This is a genomic window from Micromonospora sp. NPDC005324 (assembly GCF_040607155.1).
Classification (GTDB): Bacteria; Actinomycetota; Actinomycetes; order Mycobacteriales; family Micromonosporaceae; genus Micromonospora; species Micromonospora trifolii.
The window spans coordinates 139,412-164,824 of sequence record NZ_JBEXGE010000010.1 but is presented as its reverse complement, the minus strand read 5'-3'; the positions used below and the strand labels follow the sequence as shown (position 1 = coordinate 164,824).

22 protein-coding genes and 1 pseudogene are annotated in these 25,413 nt (G+C 70.9%); 15 read left to right on the top strand and 8 right to left on the bottom strand.

The window, feature by feature from the left end:
- Positions 1-78 precede the first annotated feature (78 nt).
- Positions 79-1,464, bottom strand: a complete 1,386-nt coding sequence (locus ABZS40_RS13615; protein WP_354943587.1) for a cation:dicarboxylase symporter family transporter — start codon at positions 1,462-1,464, stop codon at positions 79-81.
- Between the two features lie 98 nt (positions 1,465-1,562).
- Here ABZS40_RS13615 and ABZS40_RS13610 point away from each other — a divergent pair, with 98 nt between their 5' ends.
- From ABZS40_RS13610 to abc-f, 5 genes are all read left to right on the top strand, one after another.
- A complete protein-coding gene (locus ABZS40_RS13610) occupies positions 1,563-3,149 on the top strand; it encodes a sensor histidine kinase (RefSeq protein ID WP_354943586.1) in 1,587 nt (528 codons plus the stop codon).
- Positions 3,146-3,841: a response regulator gene (locus ABZS40_RS13605; RefSeq protein ID WP_354943585.1), complete on the top strand. Its 696-nt coding sequence runs from the start codon at positions 3,146-3,148 to the stop codon at positions 3,839-3,841. Before ABZS40_RS13610 ends, ABZS40_RS13605 begins: the two co-directional genes overlap by 4 nt.
- A gap of 98 nt (positions 3,842-3,939) precedes the next feature.
- Positions 3,940-4,140, top strand: coding sequence for a hypothetical protein (locus ABZS40_RS13600; RefSeq protein ID WP_354943584.1), 201 nt, complete (start codon positions 3,940-3,942; stop codon positions 4,138-4,140).
- Positions 4,137-4,541 (top strand): type II toxin-antitoxin system VapC family toxin, encoded by a 405-nt coding sequence (locus ABZS40_RS13595; protein WP_354943583.1) that lies wholly within the window; start codon positions 4,137-4,139, stop codon positions 4,539-4,541. Before ABZS40_RS13600 ends, ABZS40_RS13595 begins: the two co-directional genes overlap by 4 nt.
- A 282-nt stretch (positions 4,542-4,823) precedes the next feature.
- The gene (gene abc-f, locus ABZS40_RS13590; RefSeq protein ID WP_354943582.1) at positions 4,824-6,461 is read left to right on the top strand and encodes a ribosomal protection-like ABC-F family protein; all 1,638 of its coding nucleotides are present in this window, start codon (positions 4,824-4,826) and stop codon (positions 6,459-6,461) included.
- A gap of 44 nt (positions 6,462-6,505) precedes the next feature.
- Here abc-f and dnaE read toward each other — a convergent pair whose 3' ends face one another.
- The gene (dnaE, locus tag ABZS40_RS13585; protein ID WP_354943581.1) at positions 6,506-10,036 is read right to left on the bottom strand and encodes a DNA polymerase III subunit alpha; all 3,531 of its coding nucleotides are present in this window, start codon (positions 10,034-10,036) and stop codon (positions 6,506-6,508) included.
- A 144-nt stretch (positions 10,037-10,180) separates the two neighbouring features.
- On the opposite strand from dnaE, the gene ABZS40_RS13580 reads away from it, so the two are divergent.
- The 3 genes from ABZS40_RS13580 to ABZS40_RS13570 all read left to right on the top strand — a co-directional run bounded on the left by ABZS40_RS13580 (position 10,181) and on the right by ABZS40_RS13570 (position 12,047).
- Positions 10,181-10,801, top strand: a complete 621-nt coding sequence (locus tag ABZS40_RS13580) for an L-threonylcarbamoyladenylate synthase (RefSeq protein WP_354943580.1) — start codon at positions 10,181-10,183, stop codon at positions 10,799-10,801.
- Positions 10,802-10,900: 99 nt separating this feature from the next.
- Positions 10,901-11,446, top strand: a complete 546-nt coding sequence (locus ABZS40_RS13575; RefSeq protein ID WP_354943579.1) for an RNA polymerase sigma factor — start codon at positions 10,901-10,903, stop codon at positions 11,444-11,446.
- A 46-nt stretch (positions 11,447-11,492) separates the two neighbouring features.
- Positions 11,493-12,047: a hypothetical protein gene (locus ABZS40_RS13570; protein WP_354943578.1), complete on the top strand. Its 555-nt coding sequence runs from the start codon at positions 11,493-11,495 to the stop codon at positions 12,045-12,047.
- A gap of 146 nt (positions 12,048-12,193) precedes the next feature.
- On the opposite strand, the gene ABZS40_RS13565 is transcribed toward ABZS40_RS13570, so the two are convergent.
- The 5 genes and pseudogenes from ABZS40_RS13565 to ABZS40_RS13545 form a co-directional block, all read right to left on the bottom strand.
- Positions 12,194-12,880, bottom strand: coding sequence for an SDR family NAD(P)-dependent oxidoreductase (locus ABZS40_RS13565; protein ID WP_354943577.1), 687 nt, complete (start codon positions 12,878-12,880; stop codon positions 12,194-12,196).
- Positions 12,881-13,230: 350 nt separating this feature from the next.
- Positions 13,231-13,836 (bottom strand): TetR/AcrR family transcriptional regulator, encoded by a 606-nt coding sequence (locus ABZS40_RS13560; RefSeq protein ID WP_354943576.1) that lies wholly within the window; start codon positions 13,834-13,836, stop codon positions 13,231-13,233.
- A 65-nt stretch (positions 13,837-13,901) separates the two neighbouring features.
- Entirely contained in the window at positions 13,902-15,098 is a 1,197-nt protein-coding gene (locus tag ABZS40_RS13555; protein ID WP_354943575.1) for an MFS transporter, read from the bottom strand.
- 293 nt (positions 15,099-15,391) lie between these two features.
- Positions 15,392-16,284: pseudogene (locus ABZS40_RS13550) on the bottom strand (low temperature requirement protein A).
- Positions 16,285-16,377: 93 nt separating this feature from the next.
- Complete coding sequence (locus ABZS40_RS13545; RefSeq protein WP_354943574.1) at positions 16,378-17,796, bottom strand: serine/threonine-protein kinase; 1,419 nt, start codon at positions 17,794-17,796, stop codon at positions 16,378-16,380.
- Positions 17,797-17,926: 130 nt separating this feature from the next.
- Between ABZS40_RS13545 and ABZS40_RS13540 the strand changes: the two genes are divergently transcribed.
- The 7 genes from ABZS40_RS13540 to ABZS40_RS13510 all read left to right on the top strand — a co-directional run bounded on the left by ABZS40_RS13540 (position 17,927) and on the right by ABZS40_RS13510 (position 24,147).
- Entirely contained in the window at positions 17,927-18,526 is a 600-nt protein-coding gene (locus tag ABZS40_RS13540; RefSeq protein ID WP_354943573.1) for a hypothetical protein, read from the top strand.
- Between the two features lie 130 nt (positions 18,527-18,656).
- Positions 18,657-18,998 (top strand): PadR family transcriptional regulator, encoded by a 342-nt coding sequence (locus ABZS40_RS13535; RefSeq protein WP_091401756.1) that lies wholly within the window; start codon positions 18,657-18,659, stop codon positions 18,996-18,998.
- Positions 18,995-19,942: a permease prefix domain 1-containing protein gene (locus ABZS40_RS13530; RefSeq protein WP_354943572.1), complete on the top strand. Its 948-nt coding sequence runs from the start codon at positions 18,995-18,997 to the stop codon at positions 19,940-19,942. The genes ABZS40_RS13535 and ABZS40_RS13530 overlap by 4 nt, the downstream gene beginning before the upstream one ends.
- 122 nt (positions 19,943-20,064) lie before the next feature.
- Positions 20,065-21,402, top strand: coding sequence for a sensor histidine kinase (locus tag ABZS40_RS13525; RefSeq protein WP_354943639.1), 1,338 nt, complete (start codon positions 20,065-20,067; stop codon positions 21,400-21,402).
- Positions 21,399-22,115 (top strand): response regulator transcription factor, encoded by a 717-nt coding sequence (locus ABZS40_RS13520; protein WP_354943571.1) that lies wholly within the window; start codon positions 21,399-21,401, stop codon positions 22,113-22,115. The genes ABZS40_RS13525 and ABZS40_RS13520 overlap by 4 nt, the downstream gene beginning before the upstream one ends.
- 80 nt (positions 22,116-22,195) lie before the next feature.
- Positions 22,196-23,089, top strand: coding sequence for an ATP-binding cassette domain-containing protein (locus tag ABZS40_RS13515; RefSeq protein WP_354943570.1), 894 nt, complete (start codon positions 22,196-22,198; stop codon positions 23,087-23,089).
- Entirely contained in the window at positions 23,086-24,147 is a 1,062-nt protein-coding gene (locus tag ABZS40_RS13510; protein ID WP_354943569.1) for an ABC transporter permease, read from the top strand. Before ABZS40_RS13515 ends, ABZS40_RS13510 begins: the two co-directional genes overlap by 4 nt.
- 56 nt (positions 24,148-24,203) lie before the next feature.
- On the opposite strand, the gene ABZS40_RS13505 is transcribed toward ABZS40_RS13510, so the two are convergent.
- Positions 24,204-25,391, bottom strand: a complete 1,188-nt coding sequence (locus tag ABZS40_RS13505) for a peptidoglycan-binding protein (RefSeq protein ID WP_354943568.1) — start codon at positions 25,389-25,391, stop codon at positions 24,204-24,206.
- Positions 25,392-25,413: the final 22 nt, after the last annotated feature.

Genomic DNA, 25,413 nt, shown 5'->3' with positions numbered 1-25,413 from the left:
GGCTCGGGATTGTTGTCCCACTGCCGGGCCGGGGTCGCGGCGGCGCCGCGCCGCCGCGACCCCGGTCCACGCCGTGACTCAGGCCGGGGCTCCGGCCGGCGCGGCCTGCTTCTCGTCGGGGCGGGACTCCGCCTCGTCATCGTCGTGCTCGTCGACCATGGTGGCCTCGTCGAACGGGTCGTTGCCGCTCAGCACCGCGGTCGCCCGCTCCCGGTCGAACTCGCCGGTCCAGGTTCCCACCAGCACTGTCGCCACCGCGTTGCCGGCGAAGTTGGTCAGCGCCCGAGCCTCGGACATGAAGCGGTCGATGCCGACGATCAGCCCGACCCCGTCGACGAGGTCCGGCCGGTGTGACTGGAGGCCGCCGGCCAGCGTGGCCAGTCCGGCGCCGGTGACCCCGGCGGCGCCCTTCGACGCGATGATCATGAATAGCAGCAGCGAGATCTGCTCGCCGATGGCCAGCGGCTTGCCCAGCGCGTCGGCGATGAACAGCGACGCCATGGTGAGGTAGATCGCCGTACCGTCCAGGTTGAACGAGTAGCCGGTCGGCACCGTGATGCCGACGACCGGCTTGCTCACGCCGAAGTGCTCCATCTTGGCGATCAGCCGCGGCAGCGCCGACTCCGACGACGAGGTCGACAGGATCAGCAGGAACTCCCGGCCGAGGTAACGCAGCAGCGAGAAGATCGAGATCCGGGCCACGAACCACAGCAGCGCGCCCAGGAAGACCAGCACGAAGATCAGACAGGTGGCGTAGAAGCCCACCATGATCTGGGCGAGGCTCTTGAGGGCGTCCACGCCGGTCGCGCCGACGACGGCGGCCATCGCGCCGAACGCGCCGATCGGCGCCAGCCACATGATCATGGCGAGGACCTTGAAGACGACCCGCTGGATGACGGTGATGGCGCTGAGCACCGGCTCACCCCGCCGGCCCATGGCCTGGACGGCGAAGCCGACCAGCAGGGCGACCAGCAGCGTCTGGAGCACCTTGCCCTCGGTGAGCGAGGAGAGCAGCGTCGTCGGGATGATCCCGAGCAGGAAGTCGGCGGTACCGGCGGCCTCGTCACCGGCGGCGGCCTTGCCGGAGCCGACAAGGTCCGGGCCGAGGTTCAGGCCGGAGCCAGGGTGGATGAGGTTGCCGACGACCAGGCCGATGGCGAGCGCGACTGTCGACATGGTCAGGAAGTAGCCGAGGGCCAGGCCGCCGACCTTGCCGACCTTCGCGGCCTGCCGTACGGAGCCGACGCCGAGCACGATGGTGCAGAAGATGACCGGGCTGATCATCATCTTGATGAGGTTGACGAAGCCGGTGCCGATCGGCTTGAGTTCCTTGCCGAAATCGGGGGCGACCAGGCCGACCACGATGCCGGCGACCACGGCCACGATGACGGCCAGATACAGGTAACGGGTACGGTCCCGGCGGACCGCCGGTGCCGGGGTGGTGGCGGATGCGGTGGTGTCCATGTCGACAATGTGAAGCGCGTCTCACCCGTTGACAGCCTTGCGGTCATTCTGTTCACCGCGATGGCCGAAAACGGTGGCGCGACGAGGAGGTGGTGGAGGTGGCCCGACGCCAGTGGAGCATCGCGGGGCAACTCTTCGCCCTCCAGGCGATGGTGGTGACGCTGCTCGTGCTGGCCGGCGCGGCGGGCGCCGTCTGGCTGGCCCGCAGCGACTCCCGCCAGGCCGCGCAGGATGAGGTGCTCGCTGTGGCGCAGACCGTGGCCGGCTCCCCCGACGTCCGCGCGGCCCTCATGACCGCCGACCCCGCGAAGGTCCTCCAGCCGTACGCCGAATCGACCCGGCAGGCCACGGGCACCGACTTCGTGGTGGTGATGGCCCCCGACCGCACCCGTTTCTCGCACCCGACCCAGGACCGGATCGGCGAGCCGTTCGTCGGTGAGATCGGGCCCGCCCTGGCGGGCCGCGCGTTCACCACCACCAACGTCGGGACGCTCGGCGAGTCGGTGCGCGCTGTCGTTCCGGTGTACGACGAGCAGCGACGCCTCATCGGTCTGGTCTCGGTGGGCATCACCACCCGCGAGATCGACAAGAAGCTGCTCGGCCAGTTGCCGGTGCTGTTCGGTGTGGTCGCGCCGGCTCTGGCGCTCGCCGCGACGGGCTCCTGGCTGCTCAGCCGCCGGCTCCGCCGCCAGACCCACGGTCTGGGACCGGCGCAGATGACCCGGATGTACGAGTACTACGACGCCGTTCTGCACTCGGTGCGCGAAGGTCTCGTCGTGCTGACCACCGATCGTCGGGTGGCTCTCGTGAACGACGAGGGCCGCCGGCTGTTGGGGCTCGACGCGGACGCGCCGGTGATCGACCAGCCGGTGGCCGGGATCGACCTGCCGCCCGCGGCGGCCGAGCTGCTCGATTCCGGGCGCGACGCCCGTGACGAGCCGATCGTCGCCGGCGACCGGGTGCTCGTCGCCAACCAGCGGACCACCCGCTTCGAGGGCGCGGTGCTCGGCACCGTACTGACCCTGCGCGACCAGACCGAGCTGCGCACCCTGGCCAGCGAGCTGGATTCGGTGCGCGCGCTGACCGAGGCGTTGCAGGCGCAGACCCACGAGTCGGCCAACCGGCTGCACACAGTGCTGACCCTGGTCGAGCTGGGTCGCGCCGACGAGGCCGTCCGGCTCGGCACCCGGGACCTGGCCCTCGCCCAGCAGCTGACCGACCGGGTGGTCGGCGCGGTGACCGAGCCGGCGTTGGCCGCCCTGCTGCTCGGCAAGTCCGCTCAGGCCGGCGAACGCGGGGTGGATCTGGTCATCGAGCCGGACTGCCGCCTCGACGACAGTCCGCTGCCGACCGGTGACCTGCTGACAGTGGTCGGCAATCTGGTCGACAACGCCCTGGAGGCGGTGGCCGGTACGCCGACGCCGCGCCGGGTGCGGGTCTTCGTCGGCGCGGCCGACGACGAGCTGGTGGTCCGGGTCGCCGACAGCGGCCCCGGGCTGGCACCGGAGCGGGTCGCCGACGCGTTCCGGCGCGGCTGGTCCACCAAGAGCACCGGCCGGGGCCTCGGCCTGGCGCTGGTCGGGCAGGTGGTGCGCCGGCACGGCGGTAGCGCCGAGGTCTGTCGCTCCGACGACGGCGGCAGCCTGTTCACCGTCCGGCTGCCGAGCAGGATCGAGCGGTCGTGACCGCCATCCGGGTGCTGGTCGTCGAGGACGAACCGCTGCTGGCCGAGGCGCACAGCGCGTACGCCGAACGGGTTCCCGGTTTCGTGGTGGTCGGAGTGGCGCACACCGCGCGGGCGGCGATGGCGGCCCTGCGCGCCAACGGTGGCGGCGACGTGGACCTCGTACTCCTTGATTTTCGGCTGCCCGACCTGCACGGCCTGGACGTCTGCCGGGCGCTGCGCGCGGCCGGCAGCAGCGTCGACGTGCTCGCTGTGACGTCCGCGCGGGACCTGGCGGTGGTGCGCACCGCGGTGTCCCTCGGCGTGACCCACTACCTGCTCAAGCCGTTCACGTTCGCCGCGTTCCGCGACAAGCTGGAGCGGTACGCCGACTACCGCGCCCAGGCGCTCGCCGACGGCGAGGTCGCCGCCCAGCACGAGGTGGACCAGATGTTCGCCACCCTGCGCGGCACCGCCGGGCACAGCCTGCCCAAGGGGCTCGACGCGCAGACCCTCGACCGGGTACGCGCCGCGCTCACCGACGGCACCCGCGCGGAGGCCGGGCTGTCCGCGACCGAGGTGAGCGCGTTGACCGGCATCTCCCGGGTGACCGCCCGCCGTTACCTGGAGTACCTGGTGACCGTCGACCGGGCCGCCCGCACCCCCCGCTACGGCACCCCCGGCCGCCCCGAGGTCGAGTACCGATCCCGCTGAGCGGGGCGCAACTCCGCCCCGACACCGGCCGCGAGGTGCCGCTCGTCGATGCAGGAAGTGGGAGAATCGGGGGCGACCCGATACGCAGGAGGTGAGCCGTGACGTCGAGCAATGCCGAACAGATGCCCGAGTGGCCGACGGCTGAGCATGTGCCGGCCGAGGAGTTGGCCCGTCGTCAGGGCATCCGACCCGTCGACTCCGTGAACGACCTGGCCCGGCCGGGCCTGTTCGAGTCGGACGAGGAATTGGACGAGTTCCTCGCCGACCTGTACACCTCTCGGCGGGCTGGCGCCGCATGAGCCTTGTCGTTCTGGACACCGACGTCGCGTCGGCAATCCTTCGGGGGCGGCTACCTGAACGTCTCCGTGCCCGCCTGGCCGGTAAGACCCTCTGCATCACCTTCGTGACTCTCGGTGAGCTGACCAAGTGGACAGCGCTGCGAAGTTGGGGGCCGCGCAAGCTGGCAGACCTGGCGCAGTGGCGCTCGGGGATCGTGCTGCTCCCCTTCGACGAGGCGGTGGCGGTGACCTGGGGGCACCTCCAGGCGCGGGCTCAGCACCGGGGACGCCCCCGACCGACCAACGACTCCTGGATCGCGGCTTGCTGCCTGGTCGACCGGCTGCCGCTGGCGACTTTCAACGGCAAGGATTTCGCCGACTTCGCCGAGTACGACGGGCTACGTCTCTTCGACGTCTCCTAGCTTTGACAGCTCCGAGTGTGGCTGCCCGATACAAAGCGGTGGCGGGCCGGAACGCGGTGGCGGGGCGGAGATCCGTTGTTAGACTCGGCGAGTTGGGTTGGCGTACGACCAGGGAGACCAGACATGGCGGGTGACGACGACATCTCCGGGTGAGACCGGATGTGTTCGGCCATCGGTTCGGCGCGCCTCCTGCGCAGCCGCCGTGGCCGGTTGTCGTTCCACCGGTTCCCGTTGTCGTCGGGCGGCTGAGGCGCGCCCACCCCACCCTTTGAGGTCACTCGCATGTCTGATGCGTTCGTTGTCTGCTCGAACCTGTCCTTCTCCTGGCCGGACGACACCCCGGTCTTCTCGGAGCTGTCCTTCACCGTTCCCGGCGGTCGTACCGGCCTGGTCGCGCCCAACGGCGCCGGCAAGAGCACCCTGCTGCGGCTGATCGCCGGGGAACTGCGGCCCAGCAGTGGCAGCGTCACCGTCGACGGTGTGCTCGGCTACCTCCCGCAGACGCTGCCGCTGGTCGGCGACCTGAGCGTGGCGCAGGTGCTGGGCGTGGCCGAGCGGATCGCGGCGCTGCACGCCATCGAGGCTGGCGACGCCAGCGAGGAGCGCTTCGCCACCATCGGCGACGACTGGGACATCGAGGAGCGCACCCGCTCGGAGTTGGACCGGCTCGGCCTCGGTGAGCTGTCGCTCGACCGCCGGCTGCACACCCTCAGCGGCGGCCAGGTGATCTCGCTCGGTCTGGCGGCGCAACTGCTGCGCCGCCCGGACGTGTTGCTGCTCGACGAGCCGACGAACAACCTGGACCTGGAGGCGCGGCACAAGCTCTACGACGTGTTGACCGACTGGTCCGGGTGCCTGCTGCTGGTCAGCCACGACCGGGAGCTGCTGGACCGGATGGACCGCATCGCCGAACTGGACCAGGGCGAGATCCGCTGGTACGGGGGCAACTTCACCGCGTACACCGAGGCGGTGCAGGCGGCGCGGGAGGTGGCCGAGAGCAACCTGCGCAACGCCGAGCAGGAGGTCAAGCGGGAGAAGCGGGAGATGCAGCAGGCCCGGGAACGCGCCGACCGGCGGGCCAGCAACGCCTCGAAGAACCTGAAGAACGCGGGCCTGGCCCGGATCGTCGCCGGTGGGCTCAAGCGCAGCGCGCAGGAGTCGGCGGGCAGGGCGCAGGAGACGCACTCGTCCCGGCTCGGTCAGGCCAAGGCCCGACTCGACGAGGCGGGGCGGGCGGTACGCGACGAGGACCGGATCGTCGTGGACCTACCGGACACCACAGTCCCGGCTGGGCGCACTGTCTTCTCCGGCCAGGGGATGCGGGCCTGCTTCGACGACCGGGACCTGTTCGGCGGCGACGGCGCGGACCTGGTGATCCGGGGTCCGGAACGGATCGCGCTCACCGGGGCGAACGGCGTCGGCAAGTCGACAGTGCTGCGCCTGGTCAACGGCGACCTGCAGCCGTCCGGCGGCGAGCTGAAGCGCGGCGAGGGACGGATCGCGTACCTGTCGCAGCGGCTGGACCTGCTGGACCTCGACCGCACGGTGGCGGAGAACTTCGCCGCGTACGCGCCGAACCTGCCGGACGCCAGGCGGATGAACCTGCTCGCCCGGTTCCTGTTCCGGGGCGCCCGGGTGAACCTGCCGGTCGGGGTGCTCTCCGGCGGTGAACGGCTGCGCGCCACCCTCGCCTGTGTGCTCTGCGCCGAACCGGCGCCGCAACTGCTGCTGCTCGACGAGCCGACGAACAACCTGGACCTGGTCAGCGTGGGTCAGTTGGAGAGCGCGCTGTCGGCGTACCAGGGGGCGTTCGTGGTGGTCAGCCACGACGAACGGTTCCTCGCCGAGATCGGCGTGCAGCGGTGGTTGCGGTTGGCCGACGGCCAGCTGCGGGAGATCAGCGCCTCCGACCGCGGCTGAGCCCGGCGGTCCGGCCGGCGCACGCCGGCCGGACCGAGGCCCGGTCAGCTCACGTTGGCCGGGCCGAGGACGCTCTTCAGGTCACCCATCAGCGCGGTCGTCGCCGCCACCCGGAACGGACCCAGCCGCAGGGTGGTGGTGCGCCCGCCGTTCTGGAGTTTGACGTGCACCTCGGTGTCGCCGGGGTGCAGCACCAGGGTTTCCTTGAGTTTCTCGACCAGCGGTGGTGTGCAGCGGTGCACCGGGATGGTGAGGGTGACCGGCTTGTTGGTGGCGCTGGTGCTGACGTCCGGCATGGACATGTCCATCGCCATGATCCGCGGGGTGTCGTCGCGGCGGTCCACCCGACCCTTGACCACCACGATGGCGTCCTCGGCGATGTACTGCCCGATCACCTCGTAGGTGTTGGGGAAGAACAGCGTCTCCACCCCACCGGCCAGGTCCTCCAGGGTGGCCGACGCCCAGGCGCGGCCCTGCTTGGTGACCCGGCGTTGCACCCCGGAGAGGATGCCGGCGAGGGTGACGACCGCCCCGTCGGGCACCGCGCCCTCCTCGGCCAGGGAGGCGATGGTGGTGTCGGCTGCCGCGTTGAGGATGTGCTCCAGGCCGAACAGCGGGTGGTCGGAGACGTACAGGCCGAGCATCTCCCGCTCGAAGGCCAGCTTGTCGCGCTTGTCCCACTCGCTGTCGCCGATGGTCGGCATCACAGTGGTGCTGCCGGTGTCGGCGTCACCGAAGCCGGCGCCGAACAGGTCGTACTGGCCGACGGCCTCCTTGCGCTTGACGTCGGCGTACGCGTCGATCGCGTCGGCGTGCACCGCGAGCAGGCCCTTGCGGGGGTGGTCGAGGGAGTCGAACGCCCCCGCCTTGATCAGCGATTCGATGGTCTTCTTGTTGCAGACCACAGCGTCCACCTTGGACAGGAAGTCGTAGAAGTCGGCGTACTCGCCCTTCTCCTCCCGGCACCGCATGATCGAGGCGACCACGTTCGCCCCGACGTTGCGCACGGCGGCGAGGCCGAAGCGGATGTCCTTGCCGACCGGGGTGAACGGCCCGGCCGAGGTGTTCACGTCCGGTGGCAGCACCTGGATGCGCATCCGGCGACACTCGGCCAGGTAGAGCGCCATCTTGTCCTTGTCGTCACCGACGGACGTCAGCAACCCGGCCATGTACTCGGCCGGGTAGTGCGCCTTCAGGTACGCGGTCCAGTAGGAGACCAGGCCGTACGCGGCGGAGTGCGCCTTGTTGAAGGCGTACCCGGCGAACGGCACCAGGACGTCCCACACCGCCTGGATCGCCTCGTCGGAGTAGCCACGCTCGCGGCAGCCGTCCCGGAACGGGATGAACTCCTTGTCGAGGATCTCCTTCTTCTTCTTACCCATGGCCCGGCGCAGCAGGTCCGCCTGACCGAGGGTGTAGCCGGCGAGGATCTGCGCGGCGCGCTGCACCTGCTCCTGGTAGACGATCAGGCCGTGGGTGGGCGCCAGGATCTCCCGCAGCGGCTCCTCCAGCTCCCTGTGGATCGGCGTGATCTCCTGGAGGCCGTTCTTGCGTAGCGCGTAGTTGGTGTGCGAGTCGACGCCCATCGGGCCGGGCCGGTACAGGGCCAGGACGGCGGAGATGTCCTCGAAGTTGTCCGGCTTCATCAACCGCAGCAGTGAACGCATCGGCCCACCGTCGAGCTGGAACACGCCCAGGGTGTCACCGCGGGCCAGCAGCTCGTACGCGGCCTTGTCGTCCAGCGGCAGGCCCAGCAGGTCGAGCTTCCGGTTGTGGTTCAGCTCGATGTTCTTGACCGCGTCGTCGATGATCGTCAGGTTGCGCAGGCCGAGGAAGTCCATCTTCAGCAGCCCGAGCGACTCGCAGGTCGGGTAGTCGAACTGCGTGATGATCGCCCCGTCGGCGTCACGGCGCGTCAACGGGATGTGCTCGATGATCGGCTCGGCGGACATGATGACGCCGGCGGCGTGCACACCGGTCTGCCGGATCAGCCCCTCGATGCCCTTGGCCGTGTCGATCACCTTGCGGACGTCCGGGTCGGAGTCGTACAGGCCACGGATCTCGCCGGCCTCGGCGTAGCGGGGGTGCTTGTTGTCGAAGATGCCGGTGAGCGGGATGTCCTTGCCCATCACCGCCGGCGGCATCGCCTTGGTGATCCGGTCACCGACCGCGTACGGGAAACCGAGGACCCGGGCCGAGTCCTTGATCGCGGCCTTCGCCTTGATCGTGCCGAAGGTGGCGATCTGGGCGACCTTGTCCTCGCCCCACTTGTCGGTGACGTACTTGATCACCTCGCCGCGCCGACGCTCGTCGAAGTCGATGTCGACATCGGGCATCGAGACCCGCTCGGGGTTGAGGAACCGCTCGAAGATCAGCCCGTGCAGGATCGGGTCCAGGTCGGTGATGCCCAGCGCGTACGCGACGAGCGACCCGGCGGCCGAACCACGGCCCGGACCCACAGCGATGCCCTGGTTCTTCGCCCACTGGATGAAGTCGGCGACCACCAGGAAGTAGGACGGGAAGCCCATCTGGTTGATGACGCCCAGCTCGTACTCGGCCTGGACGACGTGCCCCTCCGGGATGCCGCTCGGATAGCGGCGGGCCAGGCCGGCGAAGGTCTCCTTGCGGAACCAGGACTCCTCGGTCTCCCCCTCGGGCACCGGGAAGCGCGGCATCAGGTTGTGGAACTCGAACATGCCCTTCGGGTCGACCTTCTCGGCGACCAGCAGGGTGTTGCGGCAGCCCTCCTGCCACAGCTCGGACGAGTCCACAGCGCGCATCTGGTCGGCGCTCTTGATGAAGTAGCCGCCGCCCTCGAACCGGAACCGGTTGGGGTCGTCGATGTTGCTGCCGGTCTGCACGCAGAGCAGCACGTCGTGGGCAGTGGCCTGCGCCTCGTGGGTGTAGTGGGAGTCGTTGGTGACCACCGGCGGGATGTCCAGCTTGCGGGCGATCTCGGTGAGCCCCTCGCGGACCCGGCTCTCGATGGAGAGGCCGTGATCCATGATCTCCAGGAAGTAGTTGTCCTTGCCGAAGATGTCCTGGTAGCTGGCGGCGACCTTGAGGGCCTCGTCGAACTGGCCCAGCCGCAGCCGGGTCTGCACCGCGCCGGACGGGCAGCCGGTGGTGGCCATGATCCCCTCGGCGTGCTCGGCGATCAGCTCCATGTCCATCCGGGGCCACTTGACGTAGTGCCCCTCCATGGAGGCGCGCGAGTTGAGGGTGAAGAGGTTCTTCAGGCCCTGCGCGTTCTTCGCCCACATGGTCTTGTGGGTGATCGCGCCGTTACCGGAGATGTCGTCGCTCTTCTGCTCCGGGCGACCCCACTTGACCCGCGCCTTGTGATAGCGCGACTCCGGCGCCACGTACGCCTCGACGCCCAGGATCGGGGTGATCCCGGCGGCCATCGCCTGGTTGTAGAAGTCGTTCGCGCCGTGCATGTTGCCGTGGTCGGTGATCGCCACCGCGGACATGCCCAGCCGCTTGGCCTCGGCGAACAGGTCCTTCAGTCGGGCCGCTCCGTCGAGCATCGAGTACTCGGTGTGCACGTGCAGATGCGCGAACGAATCAGCCATGCGTGGCGCCCCCCGGCGGTGTGGATCTTGTTGGTCGGAGCCGACCGGGACCTACCCTACCGAGGTGATCTCGGCGGCTCCACCGTCCGCGCCGAGGGTGGCCCTCGTCTCCTGATCGCCCCGGGGTGCGCCTAGTCTCGGGGGATGGCGAGGTACTACGACGTACACCCGGAGAACCCACAGCCCCGGGTCATCGGGCAGGTCGCCGACCTGATCCGCAGCGGTGGGCTGGTCGCCTACCCGACGGACTCCTGCTACGCGCTCGGCATCCAACTGGGCAACCAGGACGGGCTGGACCGGATCCGGCAGATCCGACATCTCGATGATCGGCACCACTTCACGCTGGTCTGCCACGACTTCGCGCAGCTCGGTCAGTTCGTGCAGATCAGCAATTCGGTCTTTCGCCTGGTGAAGGCGTCCACCCCGGGCAGCTACACGTTCATCCTGCCGGCCACCCGCGAGGTGCCCCGCCGGATGCTGCACCCGAAGAAGCGGACCGTCGGCGTGCGGGTGCCCCGGCACACAGTCACCCAGGCGCTGCTGGCCGAGCTGGGCGAGCCGCTGGTGTCCAGCACGCTGGTCCTGCCCGGCGACGAGGAGCCGATGACCCAGGGCTGGGAGATCAAGGAGCGGCTCGACCACCAGCTCGACGCGGTGCTCGACGCCGGCGACTGCGGTAAGGAGCCGACGACCGTGATCGACCTGTCCGGGCCCGAGCCGGAGAGCCTGCGCCGGGGCGCCGGGGACGTGTCCCGCTTCGAGTAGCGCGCCGGATTCGCGTCGGGTGCCGGACGGTACGGGGCCGCTGCGGCGGCACCGGTCGTACGCTCAGGGATCGGCACCGGCGAGCATTGGACATCCGGCATGCCCGACGCGGACGACATCGACGCGCTGGCCCGGTCCGCCGCGCACGGCGACCCGGCCGCGCTGAACGCCCTGCTGGTCGCGGTGCGCCCGGAGGTGCTGCGACTGTGCGCCCGCTTCCTGCCCAGCCGGGAGGACGCAGAAGAGGCCTGCCAGGACACGTTGCTGGCGCTGGCCGGCGACATCACCCGGTTCGAGGGGCGTTCCTCGTTCCGCACCTGGCTGCACCGGCTGACCGCCAACCGGGCCCGCTCCACGTACCGCACGCTGCGCCGCCGCTGCCGGCTGGAGGCCGGCGGCGTGCCGGTGCCCGACCAGGCCGACCCTCGACGGACCAGCGTGGTCGCCGGCACCCGCCTCGACCTGCTCGACGCCTTCGACTCGGTCCACCCCGACCTCGCCGAGGTGGTCGCCCTGCGCGACGTCCTCGGGCTGAGCTACCCGGAGATCGCCGCCCTGCTCGACGTGCCGCTGGGCACCGTGAAGTCCCGGTTGCACCTGGCCCGGCGGCAGGTCCGGCAACGGCTCGGCACCGACTCGGGCTGAGTCAGCAAGACCGGCTGTGGCATCGACGATCAGGTAAGGAGGGTGGGTGGTTCCGCTCCGCCGGATCGTCGGCCGCGTCGTCACCGCTGTCGCGGGCATCGTGGCGGTCGCCGCCTGCGGCAGCGAGGCGGTCTCGCCGCTGCCCGTACAGCCGCGCGGGCCGTCGCCGTCGACGTCCGCGGTGGCGTCTCCGCCCACGCCGTCGGTCACGCCCAGCACCAGCCGGTCGCCGTCGCGGGCGCCGTCGACCATCGGGCCGCCCGCACACGTGCCGCCCCCGCCGGTGCGAACCCGGGGTACGCCACAGCGCCCGACCTCGCCACCGACGACGCCGACCAGCAGTTGTCAGGGCGCGGTCCGCTATGACCTGCCGGTGGCGGACACCGAACTGGAGCTGCTGCGCTCGCTCTGCTTCGCCAGCGGCGCGGTGCTGCGGATCCAGGGCATCGGGCCCGGTCTGGTCACCGTTGACCGGCCGGAGCTGGTCTCGCAGCACTACGAGGCCGGGGTGGTGGACATCAGATTCGTCAGACCCGGCACCGTCGCCGTCACGATTCCCAAGGACGACAGCGCGCACACCATCACCGTGGTCGTCCGCTAGCCGCAACGCCGTTCAGTTAGGGCTGGGCGGTGGGTGTCACGGGTCGGTGCTGATGATGTCGATGTTGGTGTCGGTGATGACGCCTGATCAATCTATACGGGACGCCTTCCGGCCGTCAGCCACGACGGCCGGAAGGCACACGGCGCCTACCAGCTCAGGTGGCCGGACTCGTCCGTGAAGGTACCCGTCGGGCCGTCCGCGTCGAGCGTGGCCAGGCGTACGACAGTCTTGGCGCTTTCCGTAACCGGCCGCCCGATCCCGAACGCGGCGGTCATGTCGGTGGCGGTGGTGCCGGGTTCGAGGGCGTTGAACTTGATGCCCGGGTGGACCTTGGCGTACTGGACGGTGAGCATCGTGGCCGCCGCCTTGGACGCCGAGTACAGCGGGAGCGACATACCGTACTCCGGCCGGTCAGGGTTGGTCACCACCCAGAAGGACCCCATGCTGCTCGATAGCGTGACGACCCTGGGGTTCGCGGACTTGCGCAGCAGCGGCAGTGCGGCCTCCGTGACCCGGACGATCCCGACCGCGTTGGTGTCGAACACGCGCAGGGCTGTCGGTCCGTCGACGGCACCGGCGCCAAGGACGCCCGCGTTGTTCACCAGGACGTCGAGCCGGCCCTCGGCCGCGTCGATGATCGCGAGCGCCGTGTGCACCGAGTCATCGTCGGTGACGTCGAGTTGCACGAATCGGGCGCCTAGCGCCGCCGCAGCCCGCTCCCCCCGCTCGACGTCTCGGGCGCCGACGTACACGGTGTGGCCGAGGTCGAGAAGCTGCTTGGCGGTCTCGTGGCCGATGCCCTTGTTCGCGCCGGTGATCAGCGTGATGGTCATGTCTCTCCTTCGAGGGGCACTTTCGTACCGGTCGGTTGCACCTTCTAAGGTAGCAAGATTCGTACCGATCGGTCCGTTAGTCGCGTCACGTTCTGTACCGTTCGGTAGGTTGGCGGCCGTGAGCGCTCCAGCCATCGAACGACCGCGGGCCTTCGACGGAACAGACGGTCCCCGAGTGGCGGAGGAAGGCCGCGCTTCGCCGGACCGGGTCTACAGGCGGGCCCACCGGTACATGGCTCGCGTCATGACCCGGTCGCTCTCGGCGCGCAGCAGCTTCTCGCGTACCGATTTCTCGTAGGCTGAGGATGGTCGTCGGGCGGGTCGGCCAGGGCGAGCAGGTCAGAAGGAGCTCACGGCCGCCAGAAGAGCATCGTCTGGTCGACGATCTCGTCGAGCTCGGCGTGGTCGAGACCGTTGACGGCCTGCACCGTGAGACCGAACGCGATCGTCGTGATGTATCGGCTGAGTCGCGTCGCGTCGGCGTCGCCCGGCAGGTCGCCCTCGTCGACGGCGCGCCGGAAGCGCTCCTCGACCAGCGCCCCGCTGGCGTTGCGCCACTGGACCAACACGTCGTGCACGACCCGACTCTCGTCGCACGACGGCAGCGCGCCCTGCACCGTCAGACATCCCCCGAAGCCTTCCGGAAGGGTCGAGGTGCGGGCCGCGCCGCGCAGGATCGCTTCGGCGGCAGCTCGCGCGGTCGGCTCGGCCAGCGCCCTGTCGAGGTAGTTGCCCGGACCCTCGACGTAGCGCTGCAACGCCTTGCGGAATAGCTGCTCCTTGTTGCCGAAGGCCGCGTACATGCTGGGCTTGGTGATGCCCATGGCACGAGTCAGGTCGATCAGGCTCGCGCCCTCATAGCCCTGCCTCCAGAACACCTGCATGGCGCGTTCCAGCGCCTCGTCAGTGTCGAAGCCGCGGGGACGGCCGATGACTGTGCTGCGCGTACCACCCATAAACGCATCGTACTCCTCGGTACAGAAGTTGCCGATCCTTTCCATTCCGATCGGTATCCATCGTTCTAGGCGCCACCTCGCGGGCGCGCGCCGGCGAGCAGCACCCCGCCGCTGATCGCCACGATGCCACCGGCGATCAGCGGGGCGGAGGCCCGGACGCCGTCCACGAGCAGACCGCCACCGATCGCGCCCAAGGCGATCGCAAGCTGGAAGACGGTCACCATCAGCCCGCCCACCTGTTCGAGCCGCGCGGGTTCGGCCCGGACACCCCACGTCTGTGCGGTGGTCGGAACTCCGCCGAAGCCGAAGCCCCACAACGCGGCAGCGACGAACAACCCCACCGTCGAACCCCCGGTGGCGACGAGGGCCAGCATGCCGACGCCGGCCACCCCGGGAAAGACCAGGGCGGCGATCCGCAGCGAACGGTCGACCAGAGAGCCACTTGCCGCAGTGCCGAGAACGTTCGCGATCCCGTAGACGAGCAACAGCACGGTGAGCCCACCGGCGTCGATCCCGGACACGTCCTCGGCTGCGGGCCGGATGTAAGTGAACCCGGTGAACTGGCCGGCCGCGATCAGCAGGATCGCCGACAGTCCGGCCACGAGAACCCCCGAGCGCAGGGTGGAACCGAGAACTCGGAGCCCGCTCGACGACGCCGACGCGACGCGCGGCAGCACGAAGCCCTGAGCCAGAAGAGCGAGCGCCGCGGCAGCGGCGGCGAGCAGGAACACCTCCCGCCATCCCCACAGCTCACCGAGCCCGGCGCCCAGGGGGACGGCCACGATGGTCGCCACCGCCGGACCCGCGTTGACGACGGTCATGGCGCGACCGAGGTGATGACTCCGCACAAGCCGCGCCGTCATCGCGATCGCCAGCGCCCAGAACCCGCCCACCGCCATGCCGGCCAGCAAACGGCCGACGAGCAGGACGGGAAAATTGGGTGCCACGACGACGACCAGGTTGGCGAGCACGGCGATGGCCATGAGGCCGAGGATCACATAGCGCCGATCCGCTCGCCGCAGGGCGACCGGCAGGAACAGTCCCGCGAACCCGGCGCCGATGGCGGTTACCGTCACGGATTGCCCTGCGGTGCCCTCGGTCACGCCGAGGTCCTCGGCGATGCGCGGCAACAGGCTGGCCGGCAGGAATTCCGCCATCACGAGCGCGAACAATCCGAGGCTCAGCGAGACGACTCCGGCCCACGAGGAGGGCGGAGCTGGTCGGTGGGAATCGGGGGCGTCGAGCGCCTTTGTGTCAGACATCGCGACCTTCCTAGCTGCGGTACCCGGCTTTGCCTGCTGACAGCTGTTCCGACAGCAGCCGGCGCAGGAGGACAACCGCGCCGCCACGAGTTCCATTCCGTTCGGTACAGAAGTTTAACCAGGCCAGACTTTTCAGTGGCCAACGACACCGTCATCTGCGGCCAGGACGGTGAACCTCGTCCTCGCGAACGTGGGCGCCAGCAGAAGCAGGGGATCGGCGATGGCCACGCCGCCATCCCAGGCGTTGACGACTAGATCGCCGCCAGCCGTCGGCTCGTTGGTGGAGGGCGGCGTCAGGGTGCCACCGACGCCGGGGCGGATCGGTGCCGCATACGAAGCAGTTCGCCGAGCGCCACCCCGGACAGCACCAGGGCGGCGGCGACGCCCAGCGCCAGACCGGGCAGGTACGCCGCGAGCGGCGCGAGGACGACAGTGGCAGCCACGCCAAGGACGTGGGACAGCGGCACCCGCCCGTAGACCTCGTGCTCCAGGACCGCCCGGCCGCAGAGGAACAGCCCGGTGCCACCCAGGATGAGCGCCGTCATGACACTGCCGGGGCGTACCCCGGGCTCCGCGATGATCCGCTCGACGCCGGCAGCCGTGCCCACCACACCACAGCCGTCAGGAACGCGGTGCCGAAGGCGGCTATCCGGTCCAGAGTGAAGGGCGTATGGCTGAGGCTGAGAACACTGACCAGGATCAGTTCGCCCAAAGTGAGGGTGTAGATCTGCTGGTACCGCTCGGCGAGGTGCTCGCCGGCCACCCACAGGGTCCCCGCGCTGAGGAACCAGACCAGGGCACGGACAGAGCGCTCCTGCCTCAGTCGACCGCGTTGTGACCGGATGAGCACCAACCCCCGGCCCAGGTTGATCGCGGCCCAGGCCCCACCGAAGACCAGTCCGTGGTCACGGAAGGCCGTCGGCAGCGCGGCGGACATCAGCATGACGCCGAACATGATGCCGAGGATCAGGTACGGAATCGGCCGCTTCCGAGGGTTGCAGGTGTCGATGATCAGCGTTGTGGTCACCCACACCGCCCACAGCGTCGACAGGGTGAGCAGCGCCTGACCGAGGCCCGTCCAGCTCTGCTCGGCAGCCATCTTCCGGGAGACGAGAGTCAGGCTCGCAATGAAGGCGAGGTCGAAGAACAGCTCCAGCAGGTCCGCACGCTGCGGCCCGCTCTTCACCCGGGTCAGCGGCCGACGCGGGTCCTCCGTCACGCTGACAGCCTCACACCGAGAGACACACCACCGGGGCCTCTTGCCACAGCGGGCGGCCCGTCACCGCACCCGCACTCCGTCGAGCAGAGTGTCGACGAACTCGGTGGCGGTGTCCGGCGGTGGCGTGATCTGCACGTACACCAGCGCGGGCCGGCCGGGGTGCAGGGCGGCCGACTCGATGATCTGCTGTCGACCCCTGTCGCAGTGGTACGCCACCACGGTCCACTCGACGCCGGCCTGCCGGGTGGTGCGAGTCGGGGCTGGCGTGCAGTCGCCGTGCGTGCGCTCGGCCAGGAACCCGGCCGGCGTGGCGCGTGCCGCCGTGCTGGCGGAGAGGCCCACGAACGCGCCGGGAAGGCGGGGGTCGGCGGCCCAGCGGCGGGGTTGCGGCGACATCACCAGCGCTGGTTCGGGTTCGCCGTCGGCACCGTACTGACCGGCCCAGGTGGCACCCGTGGCGGACCAGCCGGGCGGCAACGCCACGGTCAGCGCCCCGGCCGTGTACGTGCCGCCGACCGGCCGAGCCGACCCGGCGCCACCCGGCTCGGCGCCCACCGCACCCACCGCGGCGACGGCCACCACCGCGGCCCCGGCCCGCCGCAACCAGTGCCGGCGACGCGGCCGAGGTTGGTGCCGCACCGGACCGGCCGCCGTAGCCAGCCCCGCCGGGGCGCTCGCGCGGATCAACGCGGCGTGCAGGGTCGCGGCGTCGGGGTAGCGCTCAGCCGGGCGGTGGGCGGTGGCCCGGACGAGCACCGCCGCCACGGCCGGAGGCACGTCTTCTCGAAGTCGGAGGTCCGGGGGGTGCCGACGCGGATCGGGCCTGGTCGGGTTCGCGCCCGACGGGTCGGCGGCCAGCAGTCGGATGCCGAGCCGGCCGAGCCCGTACACGTCGGCGCGGGTGTCGACCACAGCGCCCGGATCGTCCTGCTCGGGGGCCATGTAGCCCGGGGTGCCGGCCCGGGCGGTCAGCCCGGAGGCGGCGGCGAGCGCCTTGGCGAGGCCGAGGTCGGCGATCAGCACCTGTTCCGGCCCGTCGGGGCCGGCGGAGCGGAACAGGATGTTGCCCGGGGTGAGGTCGCGGTGCACGACGCCGTGGCGGTGCAGCACGGCGACCCCGGCGCAGACCTCGCCGAGCAGCCGCAACGCCGTCGGCGCGGGCATCTCGTCAGCGGCCAACCGGTCGCGCAGGCTGCCCCCGTCCGCCCAGGCCAGGACCGCGTACGGGCGGCCGTCGGGCAGCTCACCGACGGCGTGCACCCGGATCAGCCGCTCGTGCTCCAACCGGCGCAGCAGCCGAGCCTCGTCGAGGAAGCGTTCCCGCACCCGCAGGTCGTGGCTCCAGTTCTCGGCCAGCACCTTGATCGCCACGTGCGCGTCGAGCGCCCGGTCGTAGCCCAGCCAGACCATCGCGAACGAACCGACGCCGAGCAGTCGCTCGATCGCGTAGGGCCCGATCCGCAGTGGAGCCGTCACCATGTCACCCCCGGCCAGCACGGTCGGTCGGCGTTTCCCTGCACAGTAGACCGGGCGGGTCGGGATCCCGACGAACCGTTGGCCCCGGCGCGGTGACTAAGAGGGCAGGAGACCCATCACCGAAGGAGCCACCATGAACCGTCCCGCGATCCTCCTCACCACCGCCGCGTTGGCGCTCGGCACGCTCGTCCCGGCGACCGTCGCCGGCCCGGCGGCGGCAGCACCAGTGGCCGGCGGAACCGCGCCCGCCTCGGCGCGCGGTCCACTCGCCGCCGCCGCCGGGCACAGCCACCCGCAGGTGCTCAGCGTTCGTGGCGTCGGTGTGTACCGCATCGGCGCCAGCCTGGCGTCGCTCACCACCAACGGGCACATCGACTGGACCGTGCCGACCTGCGGCGGGGTGGTGCACGCCGGCGCTACCGGATCCTGGGCGGGCGTGATCCTGCTGGCCTTCCGCGACGGGCGACTGGTGGAGGTCGGTACGGCCACCGCGCCGCCGCGGTCCCCCGCCGGCGCCACGGTCGGCATGTCGTTCGACGAGTTGGAGGCGATCTACGGCCGGCGGGGTTCGCTGATCCGCAACGACGCGGGGGACGCCGAGGCGTACCTGGTCCGGGTCGGGTCGCGGGTGGAGCTGTTCATCGGCCACCCGATCCGGCCGGGGGCGGGCTACTTCCAGGTCGGCCCGGCCAGCTTCGTCGAGTGGAACTTCCGGCAGGGCCCGACCTGCTGACTTCTCCCACGTACGGGGCGTCCGGTGTCGACCGGGCGCCCCGTCCGTCGTATCGGCCCGAACGGAGGTTGGGCGGACACGATGATATCGGCGTAGACAATACTGTGTGCCACACAGTATGGTGTGACACATGGTTAGCGAGGACGTTCTACGGACGCACCTGCAGGAGTTGCGTCGAGGCACCGTCGTGGTGGCCAGCCTGGTCGCGCTGCGCCGACCGGACTACGGCTACGCACTGCTGCAACGGCTCAGCGACCACGGCTTCCCGGTCGACGCCAACACCCTCTACCCGCTGCTGCGCCGCCTGGAGGACCAGGGGCTGCTGACCAGCGAGTGGAACACCGAAGAGAGCCGACCGCGCAAGTTCTACCGGACCAGCGACGAGGGCGAGTCGATGCTGAACCGGCTCCTCGACGACCTCGCCGCCGTGCAGACCTCCATCACCGGGCTGATCCAAGGAGTGGACCGATGAACACCCTGACCGACCGCTACCTCGCCGCCACCCTGCGATCGGTGCCCACCCAGCGCCGCGACGAGATCGCCACCGAGCTGCGGGCCTCCATCGGCGACATGATCGACGACCGCACCGGCGGCGGCGCGGACCCGACAGTGGCCGAGCGGGAGGTGCTCACCGAGCTGGGCAACCCCGACGTGCTGGCCGCCCGGTACGCCGACCGCCGACTGCAGCTCATCGGCCCGACCTACTACCTGCTCTGGCTGCGACTGCTGAAGCTGCTGCTCAGCTTCATCCCGGCGCTCGTCGGCACGATCGTCACAGTGGTCGAGGCGGCCGAGGGAAAGGGCTTCGGGGCCATCGGGCCGGGCATCGTCGCGGCCATGCAGGTGGCCGTGCAGATCACCTTCTGGCTCACCCTGACCTTCGCCATCATCGAGCGCACCCAGACCGCCGTTGACATCCCGGAGTGGACGGTCGACCAGCTGCCCGACGCACCGGTGCGACGAGGCATCCCCCTCGCCGACACCATCGCATCCGTGATCATGCTGGTGCTGACCATCGCGTACCTGCCGCTTCAGCACTACCACTCCTGGGTGCGCGGCACCGACGGCGAGAACATCCCGATCCTCGACCCGGCTCTGTGGTCGTTCTGGCTGCCGGCGCTGATCGGGGTGCTGGCGCTGAGCGTGATCTTCGAAATCGTCAAGTACCGGATCGACCGCTGGACCTGGGCCCTGTTCGGCACGAAGGCCCTGCTCAACCTGGCGTTCGCGGTGCCGCTGGCATGGCTGGCGCTCTCCGACCGACTGCTCAACCCGGCCCTTGGCGAGCGCCTGAGCTGGGTGGCGGAGGTAGACAACCGGGAGTCCCTCGGCCTGGCCATCGCGGTGGGCGCAGCCGCGATCGTGGTCTGGGACCTGGTCGACACAGCTCGGAAGACCCGCCAGCAGACGGCGTGAGCGACATTCCAGACGGCGGCCCGGCGCGTACCCCGCGCCGGGCCGCCGCCCGTCGACGGGACCGGGCCGGAATGGGCGCGCCCGGTCGGCGGGCCAGGCGGGCGGCGTGGCATCGTTCCTGGATGACCGTGGCATCGCGACCGGAATGGCGTCGTCGGGGTCCAACGGCGGAGCAGCGCCGAAACGACCTCTGGATCGGCCTGGGGATGACCGGGCTGGCGTTGGTCAGCCTGACCCTGGCCCGCAGCACCGGCGCGTTCCTGCTGGGCCCACCGCCGTCCGGGCCGGAGCAGCTGTTCTGGACCGTCGCGGTGACCCTCCCGCTGATCTGGCGACGACGCCGGCCGACCGCGACAGTGCTGGTCGTCGCGGTGGCCTTCATCGCCGCGCAGGCGCGCTCGGCCCCGGAGAGCCAGTTCTCCTCCTGGGCCCTGTTCTGCGCCCTCTACACCGTCGGCGCCTGGGGGCAGGACCGCCAGCTCTCCCGCCGGCTGCGGATCGGCGTGATCGCCACGATGTTCGCCTGGCTCGGGCTCTACTACGCGGTGATGATCGACCACATTCCGGCGGGCACCTTCGCCGACGCGGTCGGGCCGGTGCCACCGGTGCTCGCCGCGATGGTCAACGGTGTGCTGCTCAACGTGCTGGTCTTCGGTTTCGCGTACTTCTTCGGCGAGACCGCGTGGGTGGCCGCGCGCCGCGAGCACGAGCTGCGCGCCCAGGCCGAGGACCTGCGCCGGTCGCAGGCCGAGGCCCGGGAACGGGCGGTGCTCGGTGAACGGGTCCGGATCGCCCGCGAACTGCACGACGTGGTCGCCCACCACGTGTCGGTGATGGGCGTACAGGCCTCCGCCTGCCGCCGCGTGTTCGACCGCGACCCGGGCTTGGCCCGTACGGCGCTGACCGCCATCGAACAGAGCGCCCGCACCGCCGTCGACGAGCTGCGTCGGATGCTCGGCGTGCTGCGGACCTCCGCCGGCACCGACGCCGCGCCGCCGACGGCCGGTGGCGTCGAACGGATCGACGAGCTGGTCGAGCGGGCTCGGGCCGCCGGGCTGACGGCCACCCTCGGGGTGTACGGCGACCCGGTCGCGTTGCCCGAATCGGTCTCCCAGACGGCCTACCGGGTGACGCAGGAGGCGGTGACCAACACCCTGAAGCACGCCGAGGCGGCCCTGCTCGACGTCCGGGTCCGGTACCTGGCGCGTGAGGTGGAGGTCGACGTGACCGACGACGGGCGGGGCGGCGGCCCGACCGACACCGTCGGATTGGGCCTGATCGGCATGCGCGAACGGGTCACCGCCCACGACGGTGACCTGGAGGCCGGGCCGCGGGCCGGCGGCGGCTGGCGGGTACGCGCCCGCTTTCCCCTCGCGGCGTCGACGGACCGGCCGGTGGGTCCACAGCGGGAGCCGAACGACAGGCAGCAGGCGGCAGCCGGAGCGGAGCCGTCGGCATGAGCGCGGCAACCCCGCACACACCCGACACCGGGCCGACGGTCCGGGTGCTGCTCGCCGACGACCAGCACCTCGTTCGTACCGGCTTCCGGGTCATCCTGGAGGTGGAGGACGACATCGTGGTGGTCGGTGAGGCCGCCGACGGCGAACGGGCGGTCGCCATGACCCGAGCCACCCGCCCCGACGTCGTACTCATGGATGTGGAGATGCCCGGGATGGACGGCCTGGAGGCCACCCGGCAGATCGTCGCCGACGGCTCCGGGGCGCCCGCGGTGCTGATCCTCACCACCTTCGATCGCGACGACTACCTGTTCGCCGCGCTGCGGGCCGGGGCCAGCGGCTTCCTGCTCAAGAACGGCACGCCGGAGGAGCTGATCGAGGCGATCCGGGTGCTGGCCAGGGGCGACGGTCTGCTCGCCCCAGAGATCACCCGGCGGGTGATCTCCACCTTCGCCCGACCCGGCGACCCGGCCGGCACCGCCCACCGGGGCCCGGACGCCGAGGCCACGCTGGCCGAGCTGACCCCGCGCGAGCGGGAGGTGCTCATGCTGCTCGCCGCCGGATCGAGCAACGCGGAGATCGCCACGGCCATCCACCTGGGCGAGGCGACGGTGAAGACACACGTCAGTCGGGTACTGGCCAAGCTCGGCCTGCGCGACCGGGTGCAGGCAGTGGTGTTCGCGTACGAGAACGGGGTGGTCCGGCCCGGCGGGTGACGGCGTCCGTCGCGAGGTGGACCCGCCCGCTCACCCGCCGGGCGGACGGCGCAGCGGCGTGATCGATCTAGCGTGGGTGCGTGACCAGAACGCTTCGCCTCGACGGCGTCGACCGCAGCTTCGGCGACCGTCAGGTGCTCAGGAACGTGTCCTTCGAGGTGTCCGCCGGCCGGATGACCGGTTTCGTGGGCGCCAACGGCGCCGGCAAGACCACCACCATGCGGATCATCCTGGGTGTCCTCGCCCCCGACGCCGGCGAGGTGACCTGGGGCGGCGCCGCGCTGACCCGGCAGGACCGTCGGCGCTTCGGCTACATGCCGGAGGAGCGGGGCCTCTACCCCAAGATGACCACCCGCGAGCAGGTGACCTACCTGGGCCGGCTGCACGGGCTGGACGCCGCCGCGGCACGACGTTCCACCGACGCGCTGCTGGACCGGGTCGGGCTCGGTGAGCGCGGCGACGACCTGCTGGAGACGCTGTCGCTGGGCAACCAGCAGCGCGCCCAGATCGCCGCCGCGCTGGTGCACGACCCCGAGGTGCTGGTGCTCGACGAACCGTTCTCCGGCCTCGACCCGCTGGCCGTGGAGACCGTCGTGGCCGTGCTGCGGGAACGGGCCTCGGCCGGCGCGCCGGTGCTCTTCTCCAGTCACCAGCTCGACGTCGTGGAGCGCCTCTGCGACGACCTGGTGATCATCGGGGACGGGGTGATCCGGGCCGCCGGCAGCCGGCAGCAGCTGCGCGACTCGTACACGGTGCCCCGCTTCGAGCTGGTCGTGGAGCACGACGCCGGCTGGGTACGCGATCACCCCGGGGTGACAGTGGTCGAGTTGGACGGCGCCCGGGTGGTCTTCGACCTTCCGGCCGGCACCGACGAACAGCCAGTGCTGCGGGCTGCCCTCGCGCGCGGCCCGGTCCGCGCCTTCCGCCCGGTCAGTCCCTCGCTCACCGAGATCTTCCGAGAGGTCACCCAGTGAACGTCACCCAGGCCACCCGGCTGATCGCCGAGCGCGAGATCCGGGTCAAGCTGCGCGACCGCACCTTCCTGTTCGGCACGCTCTTCTTCCTGTTGATCGCCGCGGCGGGCACCATCCTGCCGCCGCTGTTCTCCGGCGGGCCGTCCACAGTGGCCGTGACCGAGAGAATGGCCGCGCCGCTGCGCGCCGCCGGGCTGGAGGTCAGGGTCGTCCCTGACGACCGGGCCGCCGAGCAGGCCGTCCGCGACGACGACGTGGACGCGGCGGTGGTCAGCGGACCGGCCGTCCTGGCCATGGACGACGCTCCGGACGACGTGGTGAAGGCCCTGAGCACCCAGCCGACCGTCCGCCTGCTCGACCCGGACGCTGTCGACCCGGTCGTGGCGTTCCTGGTGCCGTTCGTCTTCGCGTTCGTCTTCTTCCTCACCTCACAGACGTTCGGCGTGCAGATCGCGCAGAGCGTCATCGAGGAGAAGCAGACCCGGATCGTGGAGATCCTGGTCGCCGCCGTGCCGGTCCGGGCCCTGCTGGCCGGGAAGGTGGTGGCCGGGGCCATCCTGGCGTTCGCGCAGATCGCCCTGATCGCGGTGGTGGCGGTGATCGGGTTGCAGATCGGCGACAGCGGAGGTCTGCTCAGCCTGCTCGCCCCGGCGATCGGCTGGTTCGTGCCGTTCTTCCTGATCGGTTTCGTGCTGCTCGCGGCCATGTGGGCGGCGGCTGGCGCGCTGGCCAACCGGCAGGAGGACATCGCCGCCGTGTCGACGCCGGTGCAGTTCGCCGTCATGCTGCCGTTCTTCGCGGTGATCTTCCTGAACGACAACGCCACAGCGATGCGGGTGCTGTCCTACCTGCCGTTCTCGTCGCCCACGGCCATGCCGCTGCGGCTGTTCACCGGCGACGCGGCCGGCTGGGAGCCGATCGTCTCGCTGGTCGTCCTGGTGCTCGCCGCCGGCGCGTTCCTGCTCGCCGGCGCCCGGGTGTACGAGGGGTCGCTCCTGCGCACCAACGGCCGGACCTCGCTGCGTACCGCCTGGCGGGAGCGGGAGACGATCGGCTGAGCCGACAGGGCCGCCCACGCGGGCGTCGGTGTCCTGATGACCGCACCGAACAGCTGTCACATCGACGGTGACGGTGCACACTGCCAGTGGCCGAAACCGCCGGTGAGCGACCAGACGTTGCGTGCCGTCCGAATGTTCCAGTACGGGTCCAGTGCCGTCCGGGGGTCGACACCGAACCGGGACAACTCCGTGTCGGTGAACTGGAACAGCCCCCAGCGCCGCGACCCGTCCGCGACGACCACCACCCGGTACGAGTCCAACTCGGACAGACACCGCGCCATCTCCACCGCCGCGCTCGGGTCCTCCGGGAAGGCCCGCCGCAGGTACTTGCCGATGCGGTCCTCCGGCCAGGGCGCCGGCACCGTCGGCTGGCTCGCCAACTCGTCGAGCACCTGCCCGTCCGCGGTGCCGCTGACCGGCAGGCTTCCCAGCGCCTGGAAGGCGATCAGCCCGCTGGTGGTGCCGGGGCCGAACCAGCCGTCCACCGGCACGTCCAGTCCACGGGCCACCAACCGCTCCTGGAGGTCCAGCACACACGGGCCGTACATGCCCTGGCGCAGGACCAGCGGGCAACCTTCGGTCGTCGAGGGTTTCGCCGCGGCGGTGAGGTTCGGCAGCAGCGTACCGGCGCCACCGATCGTCAGCGCGCCGAGCACCGCGAGCACCGCCAGCCGCAGGCGGCGACGGGCCGACCGGGGCGCTGCGGGCCGCGACCGCTCCGGCAGGACCGGCCGGACCGTCGGTGTCGACTCGTCGGACGGACCGGGGCCGCCGGACGGCACCACGTCGGCCGACAGGGCCGAGCCAGCGGAGAGGGTCGGGCCAGCGGCCGGATCAGCGGGCGAGGTCGGCTCGGCCGACGGGCTCGGGCCAACGGGCGGGACCGGCTCAGTCGGCGAGAGCCGGCTGGCGGCGGGTGCCACAGTCGTTTGCGGCGCCGTCGTCTCCCATCGGTCCCGCTCGCTGAGGCGGGCCTCGACGTCCCGCCGCATCTCCACCCACCGCTCAACGTCGGGCACTCCGCAGGCCGCCAACATCGCCACGACGGTGCGCTCCCGCGGCAGGGTGATCCGCCCCAGCATTGTGGCGAGAGTGCTGGGCGGCAGCCAGTGTCCGGCTGCCGAGGCCCGCCGGGAGATCTCCCGGTAGGTCAGGCCGGAGCAGCGCCGCACGTCCCGCAGCAACGCGACGTACTCCCCCGCCGTTGCCGCCTGCGGCACCGCATCCCGGGCACCGTCATCCATTGATTTTCCCCGTTTCGTCGAT

Bases quoted from the DNA above. Each gene is read 5' to 3' on its own strand.
- ABZS40_RS13505 (WP_354943568.1), bottom strand. From the start codon at position 25,391: ATGGATGACGGTGCCCGGGATGCGGTGCCGCAGGCGGCAACGGCGGGG.
- ABZS40_RS13565 (WP_354943577.1), bottom strand. From the start codon at position 12,880: ATGACCATCACGCTGATCACCGGCGCGAACAAGGGCATCGGCCACGAG.
- abc-f (WP_354943582.1), top strand. From the start codon at position 4,824: ATGTCTGATGCGTTCGTTGTCTGCTCGAACCTGTCCTTCTCCTGGCCG.
- ABZS40_RS13615 (WP_354943587.1), bottom strand. From the start codon at position 1,464: ATGGACACCACCGCATCCGCCACCACCCCGGCACCGGCGGTCCGCCGG.
- ABZS40_RS13540 (WP_354943573.1), top strand. From the start codon at position 17,927: ATGAACCGTCCCGCGATCCTCCTCACCACCGCCGCGTTGGCGCTCGGC.
- ABZS40_RS13530 (WP_354943572.1), top strand. From the start codon at position 18,995: ATGAACACCCTGACCGACCGCTACCTCGCCGCCACCCTGCGATCGGTG.
- ABZS40_RS13525 (WP_354943639.1), top strand. From the start codon at position 20,065: ATGACCGTGGCATCGCGACCGGAATGGCGTCGTCGGGGTCCAACGGCG.
- ABZS40_RS13555 (WP_354943575.1), bottom strand. From the start codon at position 15,098: ATGTCTGACACAAAGGCGCTCGACGCCCCCGATTCCCACCGACCAGCT.
- dnaE (WP_354943581.1), bottom strand. From the start codon at position 10,036: ATGGCTGATTCGTTCGCGCATCTGCACGTGCACACCGAGTACTCGATG.
- ABZS40_RS13580 (WP_354943580.1), top strand. From the start codon at position 10,181: ATGGCGAGGTACTACGACGTACACCCGGAGAACCCACAGCCCCGGGTC.
- ABZS40_RS13575 (WP_354943579.1), top strand. From the start codon at position 10,901: ATGCCCGACGCGGACGACATCGACGCGCTGGCCCGGTCCGCCGCGCAC.
- ABZS40_RS13545 (WP_354943574.1), bottom strand. From the start codon at position 17,796: ATGGTGACGGCTCCACTGCGGATCGGGCCCTACGCGATCGAGCGACTG.
- ABZS40_RS13595 (WP_354943583.1), top strand. From the start codon at position 4,137: ATGAGCCTTGTCGTTCTGGACACCGACGTCGCGTCGGCAATCCTTCGG.
- ABZS40_RS13535 (WP_091401756.1), top strand. From the start codon at position 18,657: ATGGTTAGCGAGGACGTTCTACGGACGCACCTGCAGGAGTTGCGTCGA.
- ABZS40_RS13560 (WP_354943576.1), bottom strand. From the start codon at position 13,836: ATGGGTGGTACGCGCAGCACAGTCATCGGCCGTCCCCGCGGCTTCGAC.
- ABZS40_RS13520 (WP_354943571.1), top strand. From the start codon at position 21,399: ATGAGCGCGGCAACCCCGCACACACCCGACACCGGGCCGACGGTCCGG.